The 22518-nt window shown below is 69.4% G+C and carries 19 protein-coding genes; 6 read left to right on the top strand and 13 right to left on the bottom strand.

The features are described 5' to 3' along the window. Positions 1–84: 84 nt before the first annotated feature. The 6 genes from AC3AP7_RS10120 to hutH all read right to left on the bottom strand — a co-directional run bounded on the left by AC3AP7_RS10120 (position 85) and on the right by hutH (position 7636). The gene (locus AC3AP7_RS10120) at positions 85–1500 is read right to left on the bottom strand and encodes a formimidoylglutamate deiminase (protein ID WP_475763433.1); all 1416 of its coding nucleotides are present in this window, start codon (positions 1498–1500) and stop codon (positions 85–87) included. Between the two features lie 140 nt (positions 1501–1640). Beyond that, positions 1641–2864 (bottom strand): imidazolonepropionase, encoded by a 1224-nt coding sequence (hutI, locus tag AC3AP7_RS10125; protein WP_475763431.1) that lies wholly within the window; start codon positions 2862–2864, stop codon positions 1641–1643. A gap of 55 nt (positions 2865–2919) precedes the next feature. After that, the gene (locus tag AC3AP7_RS10130) at positions 2920–3585 is read right to left on the bottom strand and encodes a HutD/Ves family protein (protein WP_475763429.1); all 666 of its coding nucleotides are present in this window, start codon (positions 3583–3585) and stop codon (positions 2920–2922) included. Between the two features lie 8 nt (positions 3586–3593). Further along, complete coding sequence (gene hutU, locus AC3AP7_RS10135; RefSeq protein ID WP_475763427.1) at positions 3594–5288, bottom strand: urocanate hydratase; 1695 nt, start codon at positions 5286–5288, stop codon at positions 3594–3596. 97 nt (positions 5289–5385) lie between these two features. Further along, entirely contained in the window at positions 5386–6081 is a 696-nt protein-coding gene (hutC, locus tag AC3AP7_RS10140; RefSeq protein ID WP_475763425.1) for a histidine utilization transcriptional repressor HutC, read from the bottom strand. Between the two features lie 31 nt (positions 6082–6112). Further along, a complete protein-coding gene (gene hutH / locus AC3AP7_RS10145) occupies positions 6113–7636 on the bottom strand; it encodes a histidine ammonia-lyase (protein WP_475763423.1) in 1524 nt (507 codons plus the stop codon). Between the two features lie 614 nt (positions 7637–8250). Here hutH and AC3AP7_RS10150 point away from each other — a divergent pair. Beyond that, a complete protein-coding gene (locus AC3AP7_RS10150; protein ID WP_475763421.1) occupies positions 8251–8433 on the top strand; it encodes a hypothetical protein in 183 nt (60 codons plus the stop codon). Between the two features lie 250 nt (positions 8434–8683). Here the strand turns inward: AC3AP7_RS10150 and AC3AP7_RS10155 are convergent, their stop codons facing one another. Further along, complete coding sequence (locus tag AC3AP7_RS10155) at positions 8684–10066, bottom strand: NCS2 family permease (protein ID WP_475763419.1); 1383 nt, start codon at positions 10064–10066, stop codon at positions 8684–8686. A gap of 744 nt (positions 10067–10810) precedes the next feature. Here AC3AP7_RS10155 and AC3AP7_RS10160 point away from each other — a divergent pair. The 4 genes from AC3AP7_RS10160 to AC3AP7_RS10175 all read left to right on the top strand — a co-directional run bounded on the left by AC3AP7_RS10160 (position 10811) and on the right by AC3AP7_RS10175 (position 14128). Further along, positions 10811–11791 carry a PRC-barrel domain containing protein gene (locus AC3AP7_RS10160; RefSeq protein WP_475763417.1) on the top strand — a complete coding sequence of 327 codons (981 nt, stop codon included), beginning with the start codon at positions 10811–10813 and terminating at the stop codon, positions 11789–11791. After that, on the top strand, positions 11788–13035 hold the full coding sequence (locus tag AC3AP7_RS10165; RefSeq protein ID WP_475763415.1) for an MFS transporter: 1248 nt from the start codon (positions 11788–11790) through the stop codon (positions 13033–13035). Before AC3AP7_RS10160 ends, AC3AP7_RS10165 begins: the two co-directional genes overlap by 4 nt. A gap of 398 nt (positions 13036–13433) precedes the next feature. Then, on the top strand, positions 13434–13778 hold the full coding sequence (locus AC3AP7_RS10170; protein WP_487362699.1) for a tlde1 domain-containing protein: 345 nt from the start codon (positions 13434–13436) through the stop codon (positions 13776–13778). After that, positions 13778–14128, top strand: coding sequence for a hypothetical protein (locus tag AC3AP7_RS10175; RefSeq protein WP_475763413.1), 351 nt, complete (start codon positions 13778–13780; stop codon positions 14126–14128). Before AC3AP7_RS10170 ends, AC3AP7_RS10175 begins: the two co-directional genes overlap by 1 nt. Before the next feature lie 138 nt (positions 14129–14266). Here AC3AP7_RS10175 and AC3AP7_RS10180 read toward each other — a convergent pair whose 3' ends face one another. Beyond that, positions 14267–15160: a LysR family transcriptional regulator ArgP gene (locus AC3AP7_RS10180; protein WP_475763411.1), complete on the bottom strand. Its 894-nt coding sequence runs from the start codon at positions 15158–15160 to the stop codon at positions 14267–14269. A 97-nt stretch (positions 15161–15257) separates the two neighbouring features. Between AC3AP7_RS10180 and AC3AP7_RS10185 the strand changes: the two genes are divergently transcribed. Next, positions 15258–15884, top strand: a complete 627-nt coding sequence (locus AC3AP7_RS10185) for a LysE/ArgO family amino acid transporter (protein ID WP_475763409.1) — start codon at positions 15258–15260, stop codon at positions 15882–15884. A gap of 260 nt (positions 15885–16144) precedes the next feature. On the opposite strand, the gene AC3AP7_RS10190 is transcribed toward AC3AP7_RS10185, so the two are convergent. Genes AC3AP7_RS10190 through AC3AP7_RS10210 form a run of 5 tightly spaced genes read right to left on the bottom strand, consistent with a single transcriptional unit; the run spans position 16145 to position 22495 of the window. Then, the gene (locus AC3AP7_RS10190) at positions 16145–17050 is read right to left on the bottom strand and encodes an endo alpha-1,4 polygalactosaminidase (protein ID WP_475763407.1); all 906 of its coding nucleotides are present in this window, start codon (positions 17048–17050) and stop codon (positions 16145–16147) included. 7 nt (positions 17051–17057) lie between these two features. Further along, positions 17058–18431, bottom strand: coding sequence for an exopolysaccharide Pel transporter PelG (pelG, locus tag AC3AP7_RS10195; RefSeq protein WP_475763405.1), 1374 nt, complete (start codon positions 18429–18431; stop codon positions 17058–17060). Next, positions 18431–20035, bottom strand: coding sequence for a GT4 family glycosyltransferase PelF (gene pelF, locus AC3AP7_RS10200; protein ID WP_475763403.1), 1605 nt, complete (start codon positions 20033–20035; stop codon positions 18431–18433). Before pelF ends, pelG begins: the two co-directional genes overlap by 1 nt. Continuing rightward, positions 20035–21057, bottom strand: a complete 1023-nt coding sequence (locus tag AC3AP7_RS10205; RefSeq protein ID WP_475763401.1) for a tetratricopeptide repeat protein — start codon at positions 21055–21057, stop codon at positions 20035–20037. The genes pelF and AC3AP7_RS10205 overlap by 1 nt, the downstream gene beginning before the upstream one ends. Then, on the bottom strand, positions 21050–22495 hold the full coding sequence (locus tag AC3AP7_RS10210; RefSeq protein WP_475763399.1) for a PelD GGDEF domain-containing protein: 1446 nt from the start codon (positions 22493–22495) through the stop codon (positions 21050–21052). The genes AC3AP7_RS10205 and AC3AP7_RS10210 overlap by 8 nt, the downstream gene beginning before the upstream one ends. Positions 22496–22518 lie beyond the last annotated feature (23 nt).

Here is a 22518-nt window from a genome sequence, read left to right on the forward strand (position 1 = left end):
GCACACTAGCCCGCCCGTAGTCGAGCGCGGCGCGCATCGCCGATTCGAACCGCGGCGGCACCCGCGCCGCCCGGGCGCCGCGGATCACTGCAGCAGCGCGGCCAGCGCCGCGCGATAGCGCGCGTACACCTGCGCTTCGTCGCGATGGCGGCGCGCGTCGACGATCTTGTCGCCGCCGCAGTAGACATCGCGCACCGGCGTTTCGCCGTGTTCGCAAAACACGACGCCGGACAGCCACGCATCCGGCGCGTGCGCATCGAGCGCGGGATGGGCGGGATCGAGCACGATCCAGTCGGCCCGCTGTCCGGGCGCGAGGCCCGCCGTCGCGCGGCCGCCGGCGCGCGCGCCGCCCGCCAGCGCGGCCGCGAACAGGCGCTCGGCAACCTGCGGGCGCCGAGCCGACGCGAGCACGTTGCGCTGCCGGCTCAGCAGCCGCTGCCCGTATTCGAGCAGACGCAACTCGGCCCGCCAGTCGACCGCGATATGACTGTCCGAACCGATGCCGAACTGCCCTTGCGCCTCGAGATAATCGCGCGCCGGGAAAATGCCGTCGCCGAGATTGGCCTCGGTCGTCAGGCACAGCCCCGCCACCGCGCCGCTGCGCGCCAGCGCCGCGGTTTCCTGCGCGTCGATGTGGGTGGCGTGCACGAGACACCAGCGCGCGTTCACATCGAAGCGGTCGAGCAGCCACTGCACCGGCCGCGCGCCGGTGCTGGCCACGCAGGCCTCGACTTCGGCCGTCTGCTCGGCGATATGGAGGTGCACCGGCGCGCCCGGCAGCTGCGCGTCGAGCCCGTCGAGCAGCGCGCGCAGCGACGTGCCGGACACCGCGCGCAGCGAGTGCGGCGCGACGCCGTAACGGCGCGCGCTATCTTCGGGATGCGTCGTGCGCAGCGTGTCGAGCAGGCCGAGCAGGCTCTCGGGCGTCTCGATGAAGCGCCGCTGATCCGCGCGCGGCGGCTCGCTGCCGAAGCCGCTGTACTGGTACAACACCGGCAGCATCGTGATGCCGATGCCGCTCGCGCGCGCCGCATCGACCACCTGCTCGGCCAGCTCGGCCGGATTCGCGTACGGGCTGCCGTCCGGGCGCCGGTGCACGTAATGGAACTCGCACACCGACGTATAGCCGGCCTTCAGCATCTCGACGTAGAGCCATTGCGCAATCGCGTGAAGGCCCGCCGGCGAGAGCTTCGCCGCGAAGCGGTACATCAGGTCGCGCCAGCTCCAGAACGAATCGGCCGCGCTCGCGCGGTACTCGGTAAGCCCGGCCATCGCGCGCTGGAACGCGTGCGAATGCAGGTTCGTCATGCCGGGCAGCAGCGGACCCGCCGCGCGCGCGACGCCCGCCGGCGCGACGCTGTCCGCGGCGACCGAACTCAGCACGCCGGCCGCGTTCCATTCCAGCAGCACATCGCGGCGCCAGCCATCCGGCAGCCACGCGTGCTCGGCAAACAGCGCGCGCGGCGATGCGTCGCGAGACAACGCTCTCGATTCAGTCATTCGGAACCCTTGGAAAAAGCGCTTTGGAAAAAGCGCCTTGAAAAAAGTGCTTCGAAAAAAGCGCTTCGGAAAACGTGCTTTGAGAAAAGCGCTCTGGAAAAAACGCGCGACGCACGCCGCGCGAGCCGCCATGTCGCCCGTTATGCAGGCACGCCGCGACGATGGACGGTCTCGCCGCCGCGAACCACCCGCGCGCACAGCGGACGTCCGAACCAGTACGCGAGTTCGGCGAGCGTCTCGATCTGCCAGACCGCGAAATCGGCCGGCCGGCCCGGCGCGAGCAAGCCGTGCCGATCGGCCTTGCCGAGCGCCTGCGCGGCGTGGCGAGTCACGCCCTGCAGCACCTCGGGCACGGTCATGCGGAACAGCGTGGCGGCCATGTTCATCGTCAGCGGCAGCGACGTGGCCGGCGAGGTGCCAGGATTGCTGTCGGTCGCGATTGCGATTGGCACCTCGTAGCGGCGCAGCAGATCGAGCGGCGGCAACTGCGTCTCGCGAATGAAGTAGAACGCGCCCGGCAACAGCACCGCGACCGTGCCGGCCGCCTTCATCGCCGCCACCCCCGCTTCGTCGAGAAACTCCAGATGGTCCGCGGACAGCGCATGGTGGCGCGCTGCCAGCGCCGCGCCGCCGCTGTTCGACAACTGCTCGGCGTGCATCTTCACCGGCAGCCCGGCCCGCGCGGCCGCGTTGAATACGCGCTCCGCCTGGGCCGGCGAGAACGCGATCCGCTCGCAGAATACGTCGACCGCGTCGACGAGCCCTTCGTCGACGAGCGCGGGCAGCATCTGCTCGCACACCGCGTCGACGTAGTCGTCCGCGCGGCCGGCGAATTCCGGCGGCAGCGCATGCGCGCCGAGAAAGGTCGTGTAGACGGACACCGGATACTGTTCGCCGAGCCGACGTGCAACGCGCAGCAACTTGCGCTCGCTCGCCAGATCGAGCCCGTAGCCGGACTTGATTTCGAGCGCGGTCACGCCTTCGGCAATGAGCGGCTCGATACGCGCGGCGGCCGCGCGCAGCAATGCGTCCTCGCTCGCCGCGCGGGTGGCGCGCACCGTCGACACGATCCCGCCGCCCTGCTGCGCGATCTGCTCGTAGCTCGCGCCGGCGAGGCGCTGCGCGAACTCGTCGGCGCGCTGGCCGCCGTACACGAGATGCGTATGGCAGTCGACGAGCCCCGGCGTGACCCACGCGCCGTGCAGGTCTTCGCGCGGCCACGCGGCGTACTCGGCGGGCAGCGCGTGCGCCGCGCCGAGCCACGCGATCCGGCCGTCGCGCACCGCGATCGCGGCGGCGTCGAGCGTATCGCGCGGGTCGCCCGCGGCGCACAGTTTCAGGTGATGCCAGACCGTCTGCTTCATCGGATATCCGTTACCGCCTGTGTTTGTCGTTGCACGAGGGCGTGCCGCAACCGGCTCAGGCAACGCCCGCCACAAGATGATCCACCCGCACCGCCAGCAGCGCGCCCTGCCCGCGCACCGTGCACGCAAGCGCGCGCGGCGCCGCGATATGCAGCGTGTCGCCGATGCCGAGCGCAAACCGCTGCGCGGGCTCGGACGCCCCGGACGCCACGTCGAACGCGACCTCCAGCGCGCCGTCCGCGCAGAACAGCAGCGCGTCGTCCGCCGACAGACGCTGCCGCTGCTCGCCGTCGACGCGCCATACCTCGAGCGAGCCGCGCGCCGCGTCGCGCCGCACCATCAGGTTGAAGTCGCGCGTCGCGCCGTCGGAGAGCACGGCGCAAAGCGCGGCCTCGCCCGAAAAGCGCGCGACGTCGAGCGGCTGCGCGAGCGTATGCGCGCGCCCTCCGGCGGCGTCGAGCCGCATGCCGGCCCCCGCCAGCAGCACCAGCGTGCGGTCGATGCCGGGAAAGCGCGAAAACGGTCCCGGCTGCGCGACGTCCGCGACGCTCACGCGCCACACGAACGCATCGAGCCCCGCGTGCGGCGGATACGCCGCGATCTCGCGCGTGACGCCGCCGCCGTTTTTCCACGGCGCCGCGACCAGATCCGCCGCGCGAATCAGCGTGAACGCGTCGCTCGCCGACGCGACGAACCCACCCCCGGCGACGACGGCCGACATGGCGCGCCTCACACGCCGCGGCCGAGCATCGGCAGCTTCAGCCCGGCCTCGCGAGCGGTCTGCTGCGCGAGGTCGTAGCCCGCATCCGCGTGACGCATCACGCCGGTGGCCGGATCGTTGAACAGCACGCGCCCGAGCCGCTCGTGCGCGGCATCGCTGCCGTCCGCGACGATCACGACGCCCGCGTGCTGCGAGAAGCCCATCCCGACTCCGCCGCCGTGATGCAGCGACACCCACGTCGCGCCGCCGGCGGTGTTCAGCAGCGCATTCAGCAGCGGCCAGTCGCTGACCGCGTCCGAGCCGTCCTGCATCGCCTCCGTTTCGCGGTTCGGGCTCGCGACCGAGCCGGTGTCCAGATGATCGCGGCCGATCACCACCGGCGCCTTCAGCTCGCCGCGCTTCACCATTTCGTTGAACGCCTGGCCGAGCCGGTAGCGATCCTTCACGCCGACCCAGCAGATCCGCGCGGGCAACCCCTGGAACGCAATCCGCTCGCGCGCCATGTCGAGCCAGTTGTGCAGGTGCGGGTCGTCCGGAATCAGCTCCTTCACCTTCGCATCGGTCTTGTAGATGTCCTCCGGGTCGCCCGACAGCGCCACCCAGCGGAACGGCCCCTTGCCTTCGCAGAACAGCGGCCGGATGTACGCGGGCACGAAGCCCGGAAAGTCGAACGCGTTCGCCACGCCCATTTCCAGCGCCATCTGGCGGATGTTGTTGCCGTAGTCGAGCGTGGCCGCGCCGCGCTGCTGCAGCGCCAGCATCGCACGCACCTGCACCGCCATCGACTGCTTCGCCGGCGTCACGATGCTCTCCGGCGCCGTCTTCTGCCGCTCGCGCCAGTCTTCGACGCGCCAGCCCTGCGGCAGATAGCCGTTGATCGGGTCGTGCGCGCTCGTCTGGTCCGTCACGCAATCCGGCGTGATGCCGCGCGCGACGCATTCGGCGAACACGTCCGCCGCATTGCCGAGCAGCCCGACCGACACCGGCTTGCCGGCCCGCTTCGCCTCGTCGAGCATCGCGAGCGCCTCGTCGAGCGTCTTCGCCTTTTGGTCGACGTAGCGCGTCTTCAGACGGAAGTCGATGCGCGTCTCGTCGCATTCGACCGCGATCATCGAGAAACCCGCCATCGTCGCGGCGAGCGGCTGCGCGCCGCCCATGCCGCCGAGGCCGCCCGTCAGGATCCAGCGGCCTTTCGGGTCGCCGCCGAAGTGCTGGTTCGCGACCGCGTAGAAGGTTTCGTACGTGCCCTGCACGATGCCCTGGCTGCCGATATAGATCCAGCTGCCCGCGGTCATCTGGCCGTACATCATCAGGCCCTTGCGGTCGAGTTCGTGAAAGTGCTCCCAGGTTGCCCAGTGCGGCACCAGATTCGAGTTCGCGAGCAGCACGCGCGGTGCATCCGCATGCGTGCGGAACACGCCGACCGGCTTGCCGGACTGGATCAGCAGCGTCTCGTCGTCGTGCAGGTCCTTCAGCGACGTGAGAATCTGGTCGTAGCAGTCCCAGTTGCGCGCCGCGCGCCCGATGCCGCCGTAGACGACGAGCGCGTGCGGGTGCTCGGCCACCTCGGGATCGAGGTTGTTCTGGATCATCCGGTACGCGGCCTCGGTGAGCCAGCTGCGGCAGGTCTTCTCGCTGCCGCGCGGCGCACGGATCGTGCGGGTCGGGTCGAGACGGGGATCGATATGCTTGGGATTATTCATCGTTGGGGCCCTCGGAAGGCATGAAATCGGTTCAGACGGATCAGGTGCTTCAAACGGTTCAGCAGTTCAGCGGTTCGGATGTCGCGTGTCGCCGCGCTCAGAAATGTCCAGTGAAACGGTAGCGGTTGCCCGGATGCCACAGGTTCGCCACCGACGCGACCCGTTCCTGCGACCACGTGCGCCGGTGCAGCACGAGGCACGGCTCGCGTTCGTCCATCGTCAGCAGTTCGCCGGTGGCCGCATCCGGCATCGCCGCCTCGATCCGGTACTCGACGCGCTGCAGCGGCGCGACGCGCACGAGATACTGGTTCGGCGTCGTGTGCGTGAAATCCTGCAGCGCGTACTCGGGTGCGATGTCCGGATTCACCCAGCGTTCTTCGAGCTGCACCGGCTCGTCGTTCTCGTAATGCAGCACGCGCGAATGAAACACCGGGCTGCCGTTGCCCATGTGCATTTCGCCCGCGAGCGCTTCGTCGGCCACCGCGGCGCCCAGGTGCAGCACCTTCGCGTGGTACTGGTGACCGCGCGCGACGATTTCGTCGGAGATGCTGCGGATCGCCACCAGCGTCGACTCGTATTTCGGCCGCGCGACGAAGGTGCCGGAGCCCTGCACGCGCGTGAGCACCTGCTCGGCGGTCAGCTCGCGCAACGCACGGTTGACCGTCATGCGCGCGACGCCGAATTCGCGCGCGAGTTCGTTCTCCGACGGCACCTGGTGGCCCTCCGACCACTCGCCCGCGTGAATGCGGGCGAGGATGAAGTCCTTGATGCCCTGGTAAGCCGGTGCGTTCATGCTCGCGGTTCCGTGATGCCCGGTGCGGCGCTTACTGCCCGGACGCGAACGCGAACGGGCTGTGCGCGGCGATCGTGCCGGCCTGCACGAGCCGCGCAATGGCGGCGATGTCCGGCGCGAAGTAGTGATCGAGCTCGTAGTGCGCGACCTCGCCGCGCAACGTCTGCATGACCTGCTGCAGGCGCGGGCTGGTTGCGTGGGGCGCGCGCAGGTCGACCCCCTGGGCTGCCGCGAGCAGTTCGATCGCGAGGATGTTCGCGGTGTTCGACGCGATCTCGCCGAGCTTGCGCGCCGCGAAGGTCGCCATCGACACATGGTCTTCCTGGTTCGCCGAGGTCGGCAGCGAGTCGACCGAGGCCGGATGCGCGAGCGTCTTGTTCTCCGACGCGAGCGCCGCGGCGGTCACGTGCGCGATCATGAAGCCGGAGTTCACGCCGCCGTCGCGCACGAGGAACGGCGGCAGCCCCGACAGCGTCGCGTCGATCAGCAGCGCGATGCGGCGCTCGGCGAGCGCGCCGATTTCCGCCACCGCCAGCGCGAGATTGTCCGCCGCGAACGCGACCGGCTCCGCATGGAAGTTGCCGCCCGACAGCACTTCGCCGGTGTCCGGGAAGATCAGCGGATTGTCCGACACCGCGTTCGCCTCGACGAGCAGCGTCTGCGCGGCCGCGCGCATCTGGTCGAGGCACGCGCCCATCACCTGCGGCTGGCAGCGCAGGCTGTACGGGTCCTGCACCTTGCCGCAGTCGCGGTGCGACTGGTTGATGGCCGAGCCTTCGAGCAGCGTGCGGTAGGCCGCGGCCGCGTCGATCTGGCCGGCGTGGCCGCGCAGCGCGTGAATGCGCGCGTCGAACGGCTTGACCGAACCCGCCGCGGCGTCGACCGACAGCGCGCCCGCCACGAGCCCGGTGCGGTACAGGTCTTCGATCGCGAACAGATGGTAGAGCGCGAGCGCGGTGGACGCCTGCGTGCCGTTGAGCAGCGCGAGGCCCTCTTTCGCCTGCAGCGTGAGCGGCTTCAGGCCGACGAGGCGCAGCCCCTCGGTGGCGGGCAGCCGTTCGCCCTGCGCGAACACCTCGCCGACGCCGAGCAGCGCCGCCGACATGTGCGCGAGCGGCGCGAGGTCGCCCGATGCGCCGACCGAGCCCTTGACCGGGATCACCGGCAGCACGTCGGCGTTGAACAGCGTGACGAGCGCTTCCATCACTTCGCGGCGGATGCCCGAGTGGCCGCGCCCGAGGCTCGACAGCTTCAGCGCGATCAGCAGCCGCACGACCGGCGCCGACATCGGCTCGCCGACGCCGACCGCGTGCGAGAGCACCAGGTTGCGCTGCAGCAGTTCGAGCTGCTCGCGCGGGATGTGCGTGCTCGCGAGGCGGCCGAAGCCGGTGTTGATGCCGTAAGCGGGCTCGCCCTTCGCGGCGATCGCGGCGACCGCGGCCGCGCAGGCGTCGATGGCGGCGTGGCTCGCCGGATCGAGCTGCAGCGTGACGGGCTGGCGGGCGATCTGGCGCAGTTGCGGGAGGGTCAGGTGGCCGGGCGTGAGGGTAATCATGTGAGAGCGTCCTGTCTATACAATTTCAATGAAGTGTAGCGGGACGAGCTTGTATATACAACTCCTTTTGTGACTTTTTGCCTCAGGGCTTTCCCGCATGAACACGCGCGAGATGGACGGGCGCACAAGCCCGCGAGGGGGACCCCGCGCGACGCTGCGGACGGGCCGTGGCGGCATCCGGCTTGTCTAGACACGCAACGAAAATGGGAGACACCGTGCGCGTGGAGCGGGCCGGCAGCGAACCCGGCGAGCGTCTGGCGGGTTCGGCGGCGGGGGCGGCGGGGGCGGCGGGGGCGGCGGGGGCGGCGGGGGTCGGCGGGGTTCGGCGGGTTCGGCGGGTTCGGCGGGTTCGGCGGGTTCGGCGGGTTCGGCGGGTTCGGCGGGTTCGGCGGGTTCGGCGGGTTCGGCGGGTTCGGCGGGTTCGGCGGGTTCGGCGTGGTCGGCGTGGTCTGCGTGGTCGGCGACATTCGGCAGTATTCGGCCGCAGCGCTGCCCGGTGTAAGCCGTGTAAGCGCGGGCGTTGCGCATCCGTAAGGTGAACTCGCTAAAATCCGCCGCTGCGCGGGATGTGGCTCGGCCATTCCCGCGACTCGTCCCCACGCCCGGATGCTTCGATGAATCTCGCGCTGAATTTCGAATGGCTAACCAATCTGCTCGCGATCCTGTTCGTGGTCGCGTGCCTGTATGACTCGCGCTACGACGAGTACGGCACGCTCACGCTCGCCGCGGCGGCAATGGGACTCATCGTGATGGCGATCGAAGTGTTCATCAGGCCCGCGTTCGAGCTGTCGCTGTAGCGGGCTTCGCGCAACCGCGCGCGCAGCGTGCGCCGCGCCAAAAAAGAAACGTGCAACCTGTTGCGGACCGACCCGGCCGCAGCATGCTGCACGTGAAAGCGGGCACAACCGCCATGGAGAAAGACCTGGTGCGTGGCCGCGCGGCGTTTCGCGGCCGGCCACGCCTGCGGAGCGGGCGGCGCGCAACGCCGGCCCCGCCCCCGTGCGACGGCGCGCGCGGACCGGCCCGAGCCGGCTGCGCGCGCGGACTTCAGATGGCCCAGCCGCCGAGATAGAACACGGCCAGCACGATGGCGATCGCCACGGTGCCGACGTTCAGCTTGCGGAACTCGCCGCTCACGATGCGGCCGATCACGAGCGTGCTGAAGCCGAGCATGATGCCGGTCACGATGTTCGCGGTCAGCACGATGAACACCGCGCACACGAGCCCGGACATCGAATCGACCATGTCGTCCATGTGCAGCTTGCTCACGCTCGACAGCATCAGCAGGCCGACGTACATCAGCGCCGGCGCGGTCGCATACGAGGGCACGAGCGCGGCGAGCGGCGAGAAGAACATCACGACGAGAAACAGCAGGCCGACGACCGCCGCGGCCATGCCGGTCTTCGCGCCGGCCGCGACGCCGACCGTCGACTCGATGTAGGCTGCCGCCGGCGCGCCGCCGAGCAGGCCCGAGAAGATCGAGCTGAGCGAGTCCGCGGTGAGCGCGCGCCCGCCGTTGATGATGCGGCCGTTCTCGTCGAGCTGGCCTGCCTGGCCGGCGACCGCGCGGATCGTGCCGGTCGCGTCGAACACGGCCGTCATCACCAGCGCGAGCACGCTCGGCAGCACCGCGAGCGACAGCGCGCCGCGGATGTCCATCGCGCCGATCAGCGACGTATGCCCCGGCGCGCTCAGCGACGGCACCGCGAACACGCCATGGAACGTCACGCTGGGGTCGATCAGCAGGCCGAGCGCCGAGATCGCGACGATCACGATCAGGATCGAGCCCGGCACGCGACGGCGCACGAGCCCGAAGATCGCGGCCAGCCCGACCACCGACATGATCGCGGGCAGCGCGGTCAGATGGCCGAGCGTGACCGGCAGGCCCGCGCCCGGGTTCTTCACGACGAGGCCGACGTCGTTCGCGGCGATCAGCAGCAGGAACAGCCCGATGCCGATGCCGGTGCCATGCGCGACGCCCGCCGGCAGATTGCGCAGGATCCACGAGCGCACGCCGGTCACCGAAATCCCGGTGAACACGACGCCCATCAAAAACACCGCGCCGAGCGCGACGGTCGGGTGCAGCCCCTTGCCGAGCACAAGGCCGAACGCGGTGAACGCGGTGAGCGAGATTGCGCAGCCGATCGCGATCGGCAGCTTCGCCCACACGCCCATCAGCAGCGAGCCGAAGGCGGTGGTCAGGCAGACCGCGACGAAGACGGCGCTAGTGTCGAAGCCCGCCTTGCCGAACATGCCGGGCACGACGAAGACCGAATAGACCATTGCGAGAAACGTGGTCACGCCGGCGACGAATTCCTGGCGCTGCGAGCTGCCGCGCGCGGTGATCTCGAAGTAGCGGTCCAGCCAGCCCTTGGCGGCAAAAGGCGTGACGCCCGGCTCGGCGAGCGGCTGCGCGTGGGGTTCCATCATGATGAGTGCCTCCTTTATCAGCAAGCTGAAACAGCCACAGGCACGGCTGTCATCAGGTTGGTCTCGGGTAAATTGGTTTAGTGTGGGTAAGGCAAGGTTGGAACGTTTGTCCCGGCCGCGTGTCGGTATGCCGGGTCAGGCTGCTTTCGTACGACGGTTGCCGGGATCCGCTTAACGCGCTCGCCGGGCCATCGCGATCGCACCGTTCTTCATTTGCTGCCCCGAAATGTAGGCGAAGACAACTATGTCTCCCATCGCATCAATTACATGCCGGTCATGTCAGGGGCCTTATATCCCTCAGCGCGCGGCGGGCGGCGCGCGCGCGCCGCGCGTTTACACCTACGGCGGCGCGGCCCGCGCGCGCGGGCAACTGCGGGCAGCCGGACATCGCAGGCGCGGCGGGTGTGACGTGCGCCTCGGGTGCGAAGGGTGCGCCGCACGCCACGGGTGCCACGGGTGCCACGGGTGCCACGGGTGCCACGGGTGCCACGGGTGCCACGGGCGCCGCGGGTGCCACTCACACCACTCACACCACTCACACCACTCACACCACGCACGCCACTCACGCCACGCACGCCACTCACGCCACGCACGCCACTCACGCCACGCACGCCACGGGTGCCATGGGTGCCACGGGTGCCGCGCACACCGCGGGCGCTGCGAGCCGCAGGTTAAACTCACGGCCGTGCGCCGCGCCCTTCGCCGCGCCGGCGCGCCTCGCCCCTGCCCCTGGAGCCCTTGCCGATGACTGGTGGTTTTCCCCGCCCTGCCTTGCCCGCCGCCGCCACGCTCCACGCGTCGCGCTGCCTGATCCTGCCGGTCGCCGCGGCCGCCGCGCTGTCGGGCTGCAGCCTGCTGCGGGGACCGCAGCGCGCGCCGATCACCGAGGCCGTGCCGGTGTTCGTCGAGCCGGCGAGCGCCGCACTCGTCGCGGGGGCGCCCGAGACGACCGTCCCGAGCGCCCCCGCCGAGCCGGAAGCCCCGAAAAAGCCGCGCCGGCCGCCGCCGCCCCCGCGCAGGATCGAGCCGCCGAAGCCCGTCGCGAGTCCGCGGCCGGCCGCGCCGCCCGCCCCGGCTCCGCTGATCACGACCCGCACGATCGGGCGCGACGACGCGCGCGGCCTGCTCGATGCGCAAGTGCAGAAGCCCGACGGCAAGGTCATCGGGCGCGCGGTCAACATGATTGCCGATGCGGCCGGCAAGCCGGTCGAGATGGTCGTGAACCTGCTCGGCTTCCTCGGCGTCGGCGACCGCAAGGTGAGCTTCCCGTGGAGCGCGTTCCGCTTCACGCCGGCGGACCGCAAGGTGCCGGTCACGCTCGATCTCGTGCCCGGCCGCACGCCGCCGCGTGAGCGCACGCGGGAGAAGGAGCACACCGCGACGCAGTTGCCGCTGATCGATGCGACCGTCGAGCGGCCGGACGGCGCGAAGGTCGGACGCGTCGTCGACGTGCTGATCGACGCCCAGGCGCAGCCGCAGGCGCTCGTGCTCGACGTGAGCGGCATGGTGAGCCCGGAGCGGCGCATGATCGCGGCGAGCTGGTCGGCCTTGCACCTCGTCGCGAAAGGTCAGGCGCTGCAGCCGCAAATCGATCTGAGCGAGGCGCAGATCGCGGCGTCGCCGCGCTATGCGTCGGGCGAGCCCGTGGAGGCGGTGTCGCCGGCGCCGCGCGCGCCGGCCGCTGCGCCGGCCACCGCGGCGTCGGCCGCGCGGGCGGTCCGATGAGCGGCGCAAGCAAGCTTCACCTGCGCAGCCTGCGCGCGCTCGACTGGATGAACTTCTTCGTCGCGAACGTGCAGACCGGGTTCGGCCCGTTCATCGCGTCGTACCTCGCGTCGCACAAGTGGACCCAGGGCGAGATCGGCATGGTGCTGTCGGTGGGGACCGTGAGCGCCATGGTGAGCCAGGTGCCGGCCGGCGCCGCGGTCGACGCGATGCACAACAAGAAGGGGGCGGCGGCATGGGCGACCATCGCGATCATCGTCAGCGCGGTGCTGCTCGCGAGCAGTCCGACGATGCTGCCGGTGATCGCCGCCGAGGTATTCCACGGCTTTGCGAGCTGCATGCTGGTGCCGGCGATGGCCGCGATCTCGTTCGCGCTGGTGGGACGCCAGAACCTCGGCGACCGGCTGGGCCGCAACGCGCGCTGGGCATCGATCGGCAGCGCGGTCGCCGCCGGGCTGATGGGGCTGTTCGGCGAATACTTCTCGGCGCGCGCGGTGTTCTGGCTGACCGCCGCGCTGGCGCTGCCCGCGCTCGTCGCGCTGTCGATGATCCAGCACACCGGCAGCGTGGGAGCGCTGCCGCACGACGCGCCGCCGCCGCCCGAGGACGGCGAGCGCGAAAGTCTGCTCGATCTGCTGCGCGACCGGCGCATGCTGGTGTTCGCGGCGTGCATCGTGCTGTTCCATCTGTCGAACGCGGCGATGCTGAACCTCGCGGCCGGCGAAGTCACGGCCGGCATGGGCGACAACGTGCAACTGGTGATCGCGGCATGCATCATCGTGCCGCAGGCGATCGTCGCGATGATGTCGCCGTGGGTCGGACGCTCCGCGCAGCGCTGGGGGCGCCGGCCGATCCTGCTGTTCGGCTTCATGGCGCTGCCGCTGCGCGCGCTGCTGTTCGCCGGTATCAGCAGCCCGTACCTGCTCGTGCCGGTGCAGATGCTCGACGGCATCAGCGCAGCCGTGTTCGGCGTGATGCTGCCGCTGATCGCCGCCGACGTCGCCGGCGGCAAGGGGCGCTACAACCTGTGTATCGGCCTGTTCGGACTCGCGGCGGGAATCGGCGCGACGCTCAGCACGGCGGCGGCGGGGTTCGCCGCCGATCACTTCGGCAACCGGATCAGCTTCTTCGGACTCGCCGCGGCCGGCGCGCTCGCGGTGCTGCTCGTGTGGGCCGCGATGCCGGAGACGCGCGATGCGGCGGGCGCCGAAGCGGCAGGCGCCGTGGCCGGGCCGGAGATGTGACGGCGGCGGCCCCCTTGACGGCGGCGACGAGGATGACGAAGCACGGCGGCGCCGTCCATCTATGAATCCGTCTCATCGATCGAGTCAAGGGGCTCAGCGACGGTCGATGTCATCGCCCCGGCAAAGCGCGGGGCAGGCGGGATCGCGTCAACCCGTGCGGCACGTTCCCGCCATGCGATTCACACAAGGATTTCTTCGGCGGTGTTCGTGTTCGCAAGTGTGACGACAAGCGCCGGCACCCCGGCCATATGGTCAGCGTCGGCTTCAGGTCGGCGAATCTTGACAGAGTGATGCGGCTTCAGATGGATTCGTTCATGTGTTGAGATGGCTGTGTATTTGAGACAGGTTAAATATTAAAATAAGCAGTCCTTTATTTTTTCGGATCTTATATACCGTGGATATATCACCAGTCAACTGGGCGCCTTTATCACAATGGAAGCTGGTTTGACGGCGGCTATTCCGGCCAAGGCAACGGCAGGAATAATTCCGCCATGCAAGGGACACCCGATGTCGGCCCCATTCCGCTGGGGCAATACAGCATAGGCGCGCCGTTTCATCATCCCCATGCAGGATACGCGATGCGCCTGACTCCACAAAACGGCACCTATACTTATGGACGCTCCGGTTTTTTGATTCATGGTGACAGCATGAGCCACCCGGGAAGCGCCTCTAACGGTTGCGTCATTGAACGCCGGTCAGTCCGGGGCCAGATCTGGGACCATATATTGCAGGTAGTCCGGTGATGCGGCGCATTCTCCTGTTACTGCTGGGCATACCCGCCTTATGCTTCGCCCGTCTGCCCGCCGGGCTACCCTGCGCAAGCTGGCCAGTCAACGTCACAGAAGTCAAGTTGCAAAATGCCGGAATCCTGCAGATTCCGCAGCTTGACGAGTCCCGGACAAAGGCCACTCCGGTTTCAATAGAGAAAATCGGCAAAGATCTTTACCGGCAAGTATTCGATATCACACTCTATTCCAAAGCAGGGCGGGAAATTCACGTTGTCACTGTCAATAACGCGTCATCCAGCGAATGCTCAATGAGTGACGTTACGGTGTATGTGATTTCCCGCAAATTCGACGCTCAAACACCATGATGCGATCGGCCGGATGGCGGTGAGGAACAGGCGAAATGCAAGGGCGTCGTCAGAACGCCTAATCCGAAGGCAGCGCCTCGCAAGGCCGCAGCCTGACGAACCTCAAAGGTAGGCCGCAGCCGCAGCGCCCCACCCCGCTCAATCCAGAAACCGCCCCGCCCGTTCGCGCAGCACCGCACTGAATTCGTCGAGCCACGCGATCGACAGGCGCCAGCTTTGCCAGTACAGGTCGACGTCGATCGGCTTGCCCGGCGCAATGTCGATCAGTTCGCCGCGCGCGAGATACGGCTCGACCATCCGCTCCGGGCACATCCCCCACCCCATCCCCGTCACGCACGCGCGCAAAAAGCCGGCGACGTGCGGAATCCAGTGCCGCGGCGGCTCGACCTGCGCGCGCGTGATGCGGCGCACGAAGCGCTTCTGCAACTGGTCCTTCGGGTTGAAGTCGATACACGGCGCATGCCGCAACGTGTCGCGCGTGACGCCCGCGTCGAAGTAGCGCCGATGAAACGCCGGCGCACATACCGCCCGGTAGCGCATCCGGCCGAGCCGCACCGCGCGGCAGCCCTGCACCGGCTCCGCCTGGGTCGTGACCGCGCCCTGCACGCTGCCGTCGCGGATGCGCTGCGCGGTGTGATCCTGGTCGTCGATCACGACGTCGAGCAGCATCGCGCGCTGCGCGCAGAAGTCGGCGACCGCATCGATGAACCAGGTGCCGACGCTGTCGTCGTTGACCGCGACGCGCAGCGTCGGCCACGCTTGCGGGCGTGCCCCCGGCAACGCCGGCAGCATCCCGCCAAGCTCCGATTCGAGCAGCTTCACGCGCTCGGTATGCCGGCACAGCAGCGCGCCGGCCGCCGTGGCCACGCACGGCTGGCCGCGCTTCACGAGCACGCTGCCGACGCGCTCCTCGAGCAGTTTCACCCGCTGCGACACCGCCGACGGCGTCACGTTCAGCGCACGCGCCGCGCGCTCGAACGAGCCATGCCGCACGACCCCCGCAAGCGCGTCCAGCAGCGCATAGTCGAGCATTAGCGTTCCTTAATCGAGGTTAGGGAAATGAGCTTCTCTTATGATCACCCAAGCCGCAGACTAGCGTGTATTCCGTTTCCGCGTCCACCCGAATCCGATGAACTGGCTCGCTTTTTCTCATGGCGCGGCGCTGTGCGCGTCGCTGATCGTCACCATCGGCGCGCAGAATGCGTTCGTGCTGCGCCAAGGCATCCAGCGCGCGCACGTCGGCAAGATCGTGCTGCTGTGCACGCTGTCCGATTTCGCGCTGATCGGCGCGGGCGTCGGCGGCGCGTCGGCGCTCGTCGAACGCTATCCGGCGTTCGTTCACGCCCTGCTGTACGTGGGTCTCGCCTATCTCGCGTGGTTCGGCGTGAGCGCGCTGCGCCGCGCGTGGCAGCCCGGTCATGCGGTGCTCGACGTGCGGCCGTCCGGCGCCGCCAGCGAACCCGCCACGCCGGGCGCGCTCGCGATCGTGCTCATGACGCTTGCGTTCACCTGGCTCAACCCGCACGTGTATCTGGACACGTTCCTGCTGATCGGCACCGCCGGCGCACGCGAGCCGCCGCACGCGCGGCTCGCGTTCGCACTGGGGGCGATGGGCGTGAGCGCGGTCTGGTTCGCCGGGCTGGGATACGGCGCGCGGATGCTCGCCCCGCTGTTTCGCCGCGCCGGCGCGTGGCGCGTGCTGGATGGCGCGATCGGCAGCATGGTGCTGCTGCTCGCGTTCGTGCAGTTGCGCTGACGCGGGGACGGTGCCGCACGCGCCACACGCCCCGCTCACCCCACACGCCCCGCACCCGGTCCGGCACGTCCGCGCAGCCTGACTGCCGAGGCTCGCCTCAGCGCAGCCTGACCGCCGGGACTTACCTCAGCAGGACTTACCTCAGCAGGACTTACCTCAGCAGGACTTGCCTCAGCAGGACTTGCCTCAACAAGACTTGCCTCAACAGGGCTTGCCTCAGCAGGACTTGCCTCAGCGCGGCGGCCCCGCCCGCCGGCGCATTAATGCGGCAGATCGGCCGGATCGCACAGTCCGGCCGCCCCGACACCGACGGTCTGCAGCGCGCCGTCGGCCACATAAGGCACCAGGCCGTCCGCACAGATCCTGCGCACCGTATCGACGGCGCAGGCACGATCGTCCGGCGCGCAATAGTCGATCGACACCACCGGCAGTCCGTAGCGCTCGCGCACCTCGTGCGCCTTGCCGAGCAGCCACGCGCGGTCCGCCGCCGGCACCGGCACGTAGCGCCGCTGCGCCTGATCCCAGCCGCTGTAGAGCGACTCGAACGCGACCGCATACGCAAGGTCGTGCACCTGCGGCAGAATCTCGAAGCCGCGATTGAAGATCAGCTTCGCTTGCGGATAGCGCGCGCCGATCGCGCGAATCACCGCGACGAGCCCCGCCTGCTGGCGCGCGCGCGCCGCATCGGTCTTCGCGATCAGCTGATACGAATCGAGCGTGTCGAGAAAGAAGCCGCGATACCCCTTGCGCCAGAGCGGCGCGATCACGTGCTTCACGTAGAACGCCGGCCAGCCCGGCGCCGCCTGGTCGATCACGCGCGAGCCCCACGTCGTGTTGTGGCCGGCGAGCCACGCGGGCGGAATCTGCGCATACCATGCGCGCTGCGGCGCCACTTCGCCGACGCTCACATACGCGAACCAGCGCGTGCGGCCGTCGGCATGCATGGCCGGATCGAAGCCGCTGTCGGGCTCGACCACCACCGCATCGAACGCGGACAACGGCTCGACCGGCACCGGTGCGCCGTAGAAGAACGCGACCGACGGCGCCGCACCCGCGCCGTCCGCGGGCGCCGCGCCCGCCGCGCCCGCTTGAACCAGCCCGCCGAGCGTGGCGAGCCACATCGCGCGAGCAACGCGGCGCAGGCGCCGCAGCGTCGTATCGTTCATCGCGCGCTCAGTTGTGCAACATGTAGGTTTCGTATTCGAGCCGCGAAAACTTGCGGTCGAGCACCAGCACCGCCGCCACCACGAGGATCAGCAGCGCCGCCGCGAAACCGTAGCCGTAGGCGTTCGGGCTCATCTGCAGCGTGCCCCACGTGAGCGCGCCGTTCAGGAACGCAAACGCCGCGCACAGGCGCAGCACCGTGCCGCGCGCGTCCAGATAGAAGAAGACGTTCAGCAGGCCGAGCAGCAGCACCTGCAGGCTGGCGGCAATCGCGTCGACGGTCAGCAGCGGCATGTAGAGCGTCGAAATATGCAGCGCCTGCAGCAGATTGCGGCCGAACGCGACGATCAGCAGCAGCATGATCGCCTGGATCTTGATGATCTCGTACAGACCCGCGCGCACGCTGCCCACCATCATGTCGCGCATGTCGTTGATATGGCGCAGCGTCGCGCCGCTGCGCACGGCTTCGTAGAACGCGTCGTAGTACTCGACGAAGTCCGCCTCGATGCGCACCAGAAAGGTCGCCATGCCCGGCATCACGCACACGTAGGCAATGAACACCGGAATGTCGTAGATCATCGACGCGCGCAGCGGCCCGATCACCGGCGTGCTCGTGCCCGGCGTGTACCAGAACATGAACTTGTCGATCCACACGCCGAGGTTGAACAGCAGCCCGACGAGCGCAAGCGACGGATACGCGAAGCGCCGGTCGAACGCCTCGAACGAAATCAGCCGGCCGCTGCGGTAGCCCCGGTAGATGAGCCCCGACAGGCCGCCGAGCAGCACCACGTGCCCCGCGACGAAGCCGCCCAGCAGCCCGACGATCCCATGCCGGTTCAGCAGCAACGCGAAGGCGACCGTGCAGCCGTAGCCGAGCGTGAACACGTAGAGAATCTGCCGGTACTGCTTGACGCTCGACAGGAAGATCACCGCGATCCAGATGTTGCTCACGACCACGAAGCCCGCCACCATCAGCACGCGATACGCGAGCGGCTCGCCGCGAAAGCCGGCGAGCATCGCGATGCTCGCGACCAGACCCGCGACCAGCGTGGTCACCAGCACGACGCCGTTGTAGTTCGACAGCACGAGGTCGTCGCGCTTTTCGAACAGACGGTCCGAGATGAAGCGCGTGAACGCGAGCTGCAGCGGCCCCGTGAGAATCAGGCTGAGCGCGATCAGATAGGTGACCGACACCTGGAACTGCACGATCGCGAACTTCGGAATCACGAACGCGAGGCTCATCACGCCGATCAGCAGAATGCCGAAGATCGACAGGATCAGCGGCCCCGAGCTGATCAGGCCGGCATAGGCATACGCGCGCGCGACGCCGAAGAGCGTCTCCTCGCGCAGGATCTTGCGCAGTTCGAAACCGATCCCGGCCATCAGCGCGCCTCCCCGCCATGCGCCGCCGCGTGCGGCACCGGGCAGCCGCGTACGGCGGCCGCGCCGGGCCGCGCGTCGGGGGCGGCCGCGAGTTGCGTGTAGAGCGTCTCGTAGCTGTGTGTCATCTGGGCCTTCGTGTAGTAACGGCGCACGCGCGCGAGACCTGCCTGCTGCGCGGCGCGCCAGCGCGCGTCGTCGTTCAGCAGCGCGAGCGCGGCCTGCGCGAATTTCGCCGGATCGGCAATCGGCACGATCGCGCCGGCGCTGCCGAACGCGCGGTCGTCGTCGCTGAAGCCCTCGATCAGCTGGCGGCACGAGCCCACGTCGGTCGTGACCGACGGCACCCCCGCCGCGAAGCCTTCGAGCACGACGAGCGGCAGCGCTTCGCTGATCGACGTGAGCGCGATCAGGTCGACCTTCGGCAGCACCGCGTCGATGCGCTGAAAGCCGAGAAACTTCACGCAGGCGGCAAGGCCCAGACTCTCGACCAGCGCGCGGCATTCGAGCGCGTAGGCCGGATCCTCTTCCTCCGGGCCGACGATCCAGCCTTCGATGTCCGGCATGCTGCGCGACGCGACGAACATCGCGCGAATGAAGGTCTTGATGTCCTTGATCGGCACCACGCGGCCGATCAGCGCGACCACGCGGCGCGGCCCCTCCGTGCGCTGGGCGACGAGCGGCGCGAGCGCGTCCACGTCGACGCCGTTCGGGATGCTGCGGGTCTTCGCGGCCGCCGCGCCGTCGGCGATCTGGCGCAGCCGGTTCGCTTCGTACAGCGCGACGATCTCGGCCGCCGCATCGTACGCGAGCCGGCCGAGCGCTTCGAAAAAGCGCACCCACAGTTCGCGGAAATAGCTGATGCGCGAGATGTCGCGCTCGAATGCGCCGCGGTTGTCGCGGATCCACTGGCTTTGCAGCAGATCGATCTTGCGCTCCTTCGTATAGATGCCGTGTTCGGAGACGAGCAGCGGCCGGCCGCTGCGGTAGTGCAGCAGCGTGCCGAGAAAGCCCGCGTAGCCGGTCGACACCGTGTGATACACGCGCGCCGGCGGCAGCTGCGCGGCGATGTTCGCGAGCTGCCACAGCGGCTTGTGCATGATCCGCACGGTCCAGAAGTAGTCGGTGAACGACGGGTCCGTGCAGTGCCGTTCGTACTGGTCGACGATGAAATCCCACGCGGCGCGGCTCGTCGAGAACTGCACCTCGTTCAGCGCGCCGTGCGCGCCGAGCGTCGGCACCATCTGCGCCATCAGCGCAGCCGCGCTATCGCCGTTCGCGCCGCGCAGCGCATCGTGCAGCCGCGCCGACTGCGCGAACGCGGCCGCGTCGCCCGCGACCTCGCGCGGCTTGTGCTCGACGCTGGGCGCCGCCTCGTACAGATAGTGCGCCTCGAAGTGCACGACGTTATCGGGCAGCGCGTAGGCCGCGCCCCGGTAGTCCTCCTCGCGGCTGCCGATGAAGACCACCGCGAAGCGCGTGTGCGGATACGCGCGCAGCATCTCGTTGACCCAGCTCGACACGCCGCCGCGCACGAACGGGAACGTGCCTTCGAGCAGCAGGCAGACATCGGCATCGGCGGCGCGCCGGTTCAGGGACGGATTCATCACGACCAGTAAGTGACAGTAGGTTTGAGCGTCGGCAGCGCCGCCGCGTTGCCGAGCGACGCAAGCAGTTCGCGCGTGAGCGCGTACTCGCCGCGCAGGAACGCGACCTCCGCGAGCCACGGCGTCAGGCGCTCGCGCGGAAAGCCGAGTTCCAGCGCGCGCGCCATCGCGGCGCCCGCATCGTCGGCGCGCCCCTCGGCGAGCGCGAGGCGGCCGCGGATCAGCCACAGCGCGGCATCGCGCGCGTCGATCGCGAGCGCGGCGCGGGCGTGCCGTTCCGCCTGTTCGAGCGTGTGCCGGTACACGGCGCCCTGCACGAGGTTCTGATAGATCAGCTCGAAGTACAGCTCGGCAAGCTGCCGGTTCAGCGCGTGGCGCTCGGTGCCGGAGCCGGCCTTCTCGAGCATCTGGCTTGCCGCGTAGATCTTCTGCATGATCTCGTTCTCGGCATGGTCCAGCGTGCCGTATGCGATCAGCCGCACGTCCTCGATCGGATCGGCGAGCAGCTCGCGCAGCAGGCTGCCGGTGGTGCGGGTCGGCATGCTCTGGATCGCGACCAGCGCGGTGAGCCGGTCGGTGGACGACACCTGGGTGTTGACGAGCCGCGCCTGCAGCCGCGCGCCGCCGCCATGCGCGACCCGCGACACCAGATGCGTGACGAATTCGGGGCGCCCCACCTCGGTGAGCCGCTCGTTCGCGCGCACAGCCGGAAACCACGCCGCCCACGCGCAGCTCGCGAGCACGATGAGGCCGCCCGCGAGCGGCACGAACGCGAGCAGCGCCCACAGCAGCCAGAACGCCGCGCGGCGCGGCTCGCGATAGCGCACCGGCAGCAGCGGCCGCAACAGGAACGCCTGCACCGCGGCGGCAAGCGCCTGGAGCGCGAAGCCGGTGACGAGCGGATCGACCCGCGGATCGACCCGCGCGCCCGCATGCGCGAACGCCCACCATGCGAGCGCCTGCACGAGCACGCAGCCGAGCGCGCGCAGCACGCCGGCGCAGAAGGCGGCGGCCCTAGACATCGGCGCCGCTGCGCTTGAGCAGGCGCTGCAGCGCCAGGCCCGGTTCGAGCGCCCCCAGATGCAGCGTATGCACGCCGATGTGCGCGCGCTCCATGTCGAGCTCGAACTGCGCGGCGAGACTGCTCTCGATACGCGCCAGATAGCCGTCGATGCCGGTCGTGTCGGTGGCCGGCATCAGGTTCACCAGCACCGAATGCGACGCGGTCTGCAGCGGCCACATCAGGTCGAGTGCGCGCCGGCGGCGCAGCACGTGCTCGAACAGCGAGTCGCCCTCTTCGCCGCGCGGAAACACCAGCGCGACCAGCGACGACGCGATCCCCGCCTCGCGCTGCAGCCGCGTGAGACGGCCGAGATCGAGCGCGAAGTCGTACGGGCACCCCGGCACCGCGGCAAGGATCCCCTGCACGAGACCCGCATGTTCGACGCCGTCCGCGTAGTACGCGAGCAGCACGAGCAGCAGTTGCAGGTTGTCGAAGTTCAGCGACAGGAACGGCATGCGCCTGACCGCGAGCAGCGCGATCACCTCGCCGTCGGCGCTCACGAGGGGCGCGCACACGAGATATTCGGTCTGCGCCGCGTTCACGCCTTCGCTGCGCAGATGCGCGACGCTTTTCGTGCGCAGCGCGTGCACCACCAGTTCGTCGCCGGCGACGAGCGCGAACGCGTCGCCGACCTGCGCCGCCGCCACGCTCGCGGGGCGGCCGTGGCGCACCGGAAACACCGCGCCGACTTCGATCTGGCATACCTGCGCGACGAATTCGAGCATCCCGGCCGCGCCCGGCAGCGCGCGCAGCGGCGCGCGCGAGCCGGCCGGCGCGTCGGCTGACGGATCGGCGGCCGCGGCGGCCGAGGCCTCCTGCGTGCCGGCGACCGACAGGCGCCGCAGTTCGGTGATCGAGTCGCGCAGCGTGGTCGGCTTCGACAGCAGGTCCTTTTCGAGCCGCTCGTGCGACAGCCGCATCAGGTAGTGGCTGTTCGTGATCGCGACGAGCCGGTCGTTCAGGTAGTCGTTGATCGTCGACGCGCGGCGCGCCCGGTGTCCCCACGTATCGCCGAAATGGCCCGCGATCACCGTCTGCAGCAGCCCGCCCGCGAAGAACATCACCGGCCACGGCGCGCCCGGCGGATAGCCGAGCTTCCACGCGCCCACCATCAGCGCCCCGCCGAGCAGCCCGGGCAGCGTGCCGTAGCGCAGCGCGACGACGAGCGGCGCGAACCACAGCCACGGGAAGCCCGCCTGCAGCAGCAGCGGATCGCGCGGGTCGAATCCGCGGCTCACGGCGAGCACGATCGCGACGAACACGGCCGTCTCGACGATCGCGAACGGCCGCGTGACGGCCGGCGCAATGAACCGGCGCAGCGGCCCGAGATGGCCGAACGGGTTGGAGCTGCGCGTCTTCGACGCGCCAGCGGCGGATTGCATCGCGGCGGAATTCACGGCCGGTTCCTTTTCACGAGTCC

The sequence above is a fragment of the Paraburkholderia sp. PAMB 6770 genome (assembly GCF_057748135.1).

Bases quoted from the DNA above. Each gene is read 5' to 3' on its own strand.
- pelG (WP_475763405.1), bottom strand. From the start codon at position 18,431: ATGGCCGGGATCGGTTTCGAACTGCGCAAGATCCTGCGCGAGGAGACG.
- AC3AP7_RS10185 (WP_475763409.1), top strand. From the start codon at position 15,258: ATGAACTGGCTCGCTTTTTCTCATGGCGCGGCGCTGTGCGCGTCGCTG.
- AC3AP7_RS10180 (WP_475763411.1), bottom strand. From the start codon at position 15,160: ATGCTCGACTATGCGCTGCTGGACGCGCTTGCGGGGGTCGTGCGGCAT.
- hutU (WP_475763427.1), bottom strand. From the start codon at position 5,288: ATGAATAATCCCAAGCATATCGATCCCCGTCTCGACCCGACCCGCACG.
- AC3AP7_RS10120 (WP_475763433.1), bottom strand. From the start codon at position 1,500: ATGACTGAATCGAGAGCGTTGTCTCGCGACGCATCGCCGCGCGCGCTG.
- hutI (WP_475763431.1), bottom strand. From the start codon at position 2,864: ATGAAGCAGACGGTCTGGCATCACCTGAAACTGTGCGCCGCGGGCGAC.
- AC3AP7_RS10190 (WP_475763407.1), bottom strand. From the start codon at position 17,050: ATGAACGATACGACGCTGCGGCGCCTGCGCCGCGTTGCTCGCGCGATG.
- hutC (WP_475763425.1), bottom strand. From the start codon at position 6,081: ATGAACGCACCGGCTTACCAGGGCATCAAGGACTTCATCCTCGCCCGC.
- AC3AP7_RS10205 (WP_475763401.1), bottom strand. From the start codon at position 21,057: ATGTCTAGGGCCGCCGCCTTCTGCGCCGGCGTGCTGCGCGCGCTCGGC.
- AC3AP7_RS10165 (WP_475763415.1), top strand. From the start codon at position 11,788: ATGAGCGGCGCAAGCAAGCTTCACCTGCGCAGCCTGCGCGCGCTCGAC.
- AC3AP7_RS10130 (WP_475763429.1), bottom strand. From the start codon at position 3,585: ATGTCGGCCGTCGTCGCCGGGGGTGGGTTCGTCGCGTCGGCGAGCGAC.
- pelF (WP_475763403.1), bottom strand. From the start codon at position 20,035: ATGAATCCGTCCCTGAACCGGCGCGCCGCCGATGCCGATGTCTGCCTG.
- AC3AP7_RS10150 (WP_475763421.1), top strand. From the start codon at position 8,251: ATGAATCTCGCGCTGAATTTCGAATGGCTAACCAATCTGCTCGCGATC.
- AC3AP7_RS10155 (WP_475763419.1), bottom strand. From the start codon at position 10,066: ATGATGGAACCCCACGCGCAGCCGCTCGCCGAGCCGGGCGTCACGCCT.
- hutH (WP_475763423.1), bottom strand. From the start codon at position 7,636: ATGATTACCCTCACGCCCGGCCACCTGACCCTCCCGCAACTGCGCCAG.
- AC3AP7_RS10160 (WP_475763417.1), top strand. From the start codon at position 10,811: ATGACTGGTGGTTTTCCCCGCCCTGCCTTGCCCGCCGCCGCCACGCTC.
- AC3AP7_RS10175 (WP_475763413.1), top strand. From the start codon at position 13,778: ATGCGGCGCATTCTCCTGTTACTGCTGGGCATACCCGCCTTATGCTTC.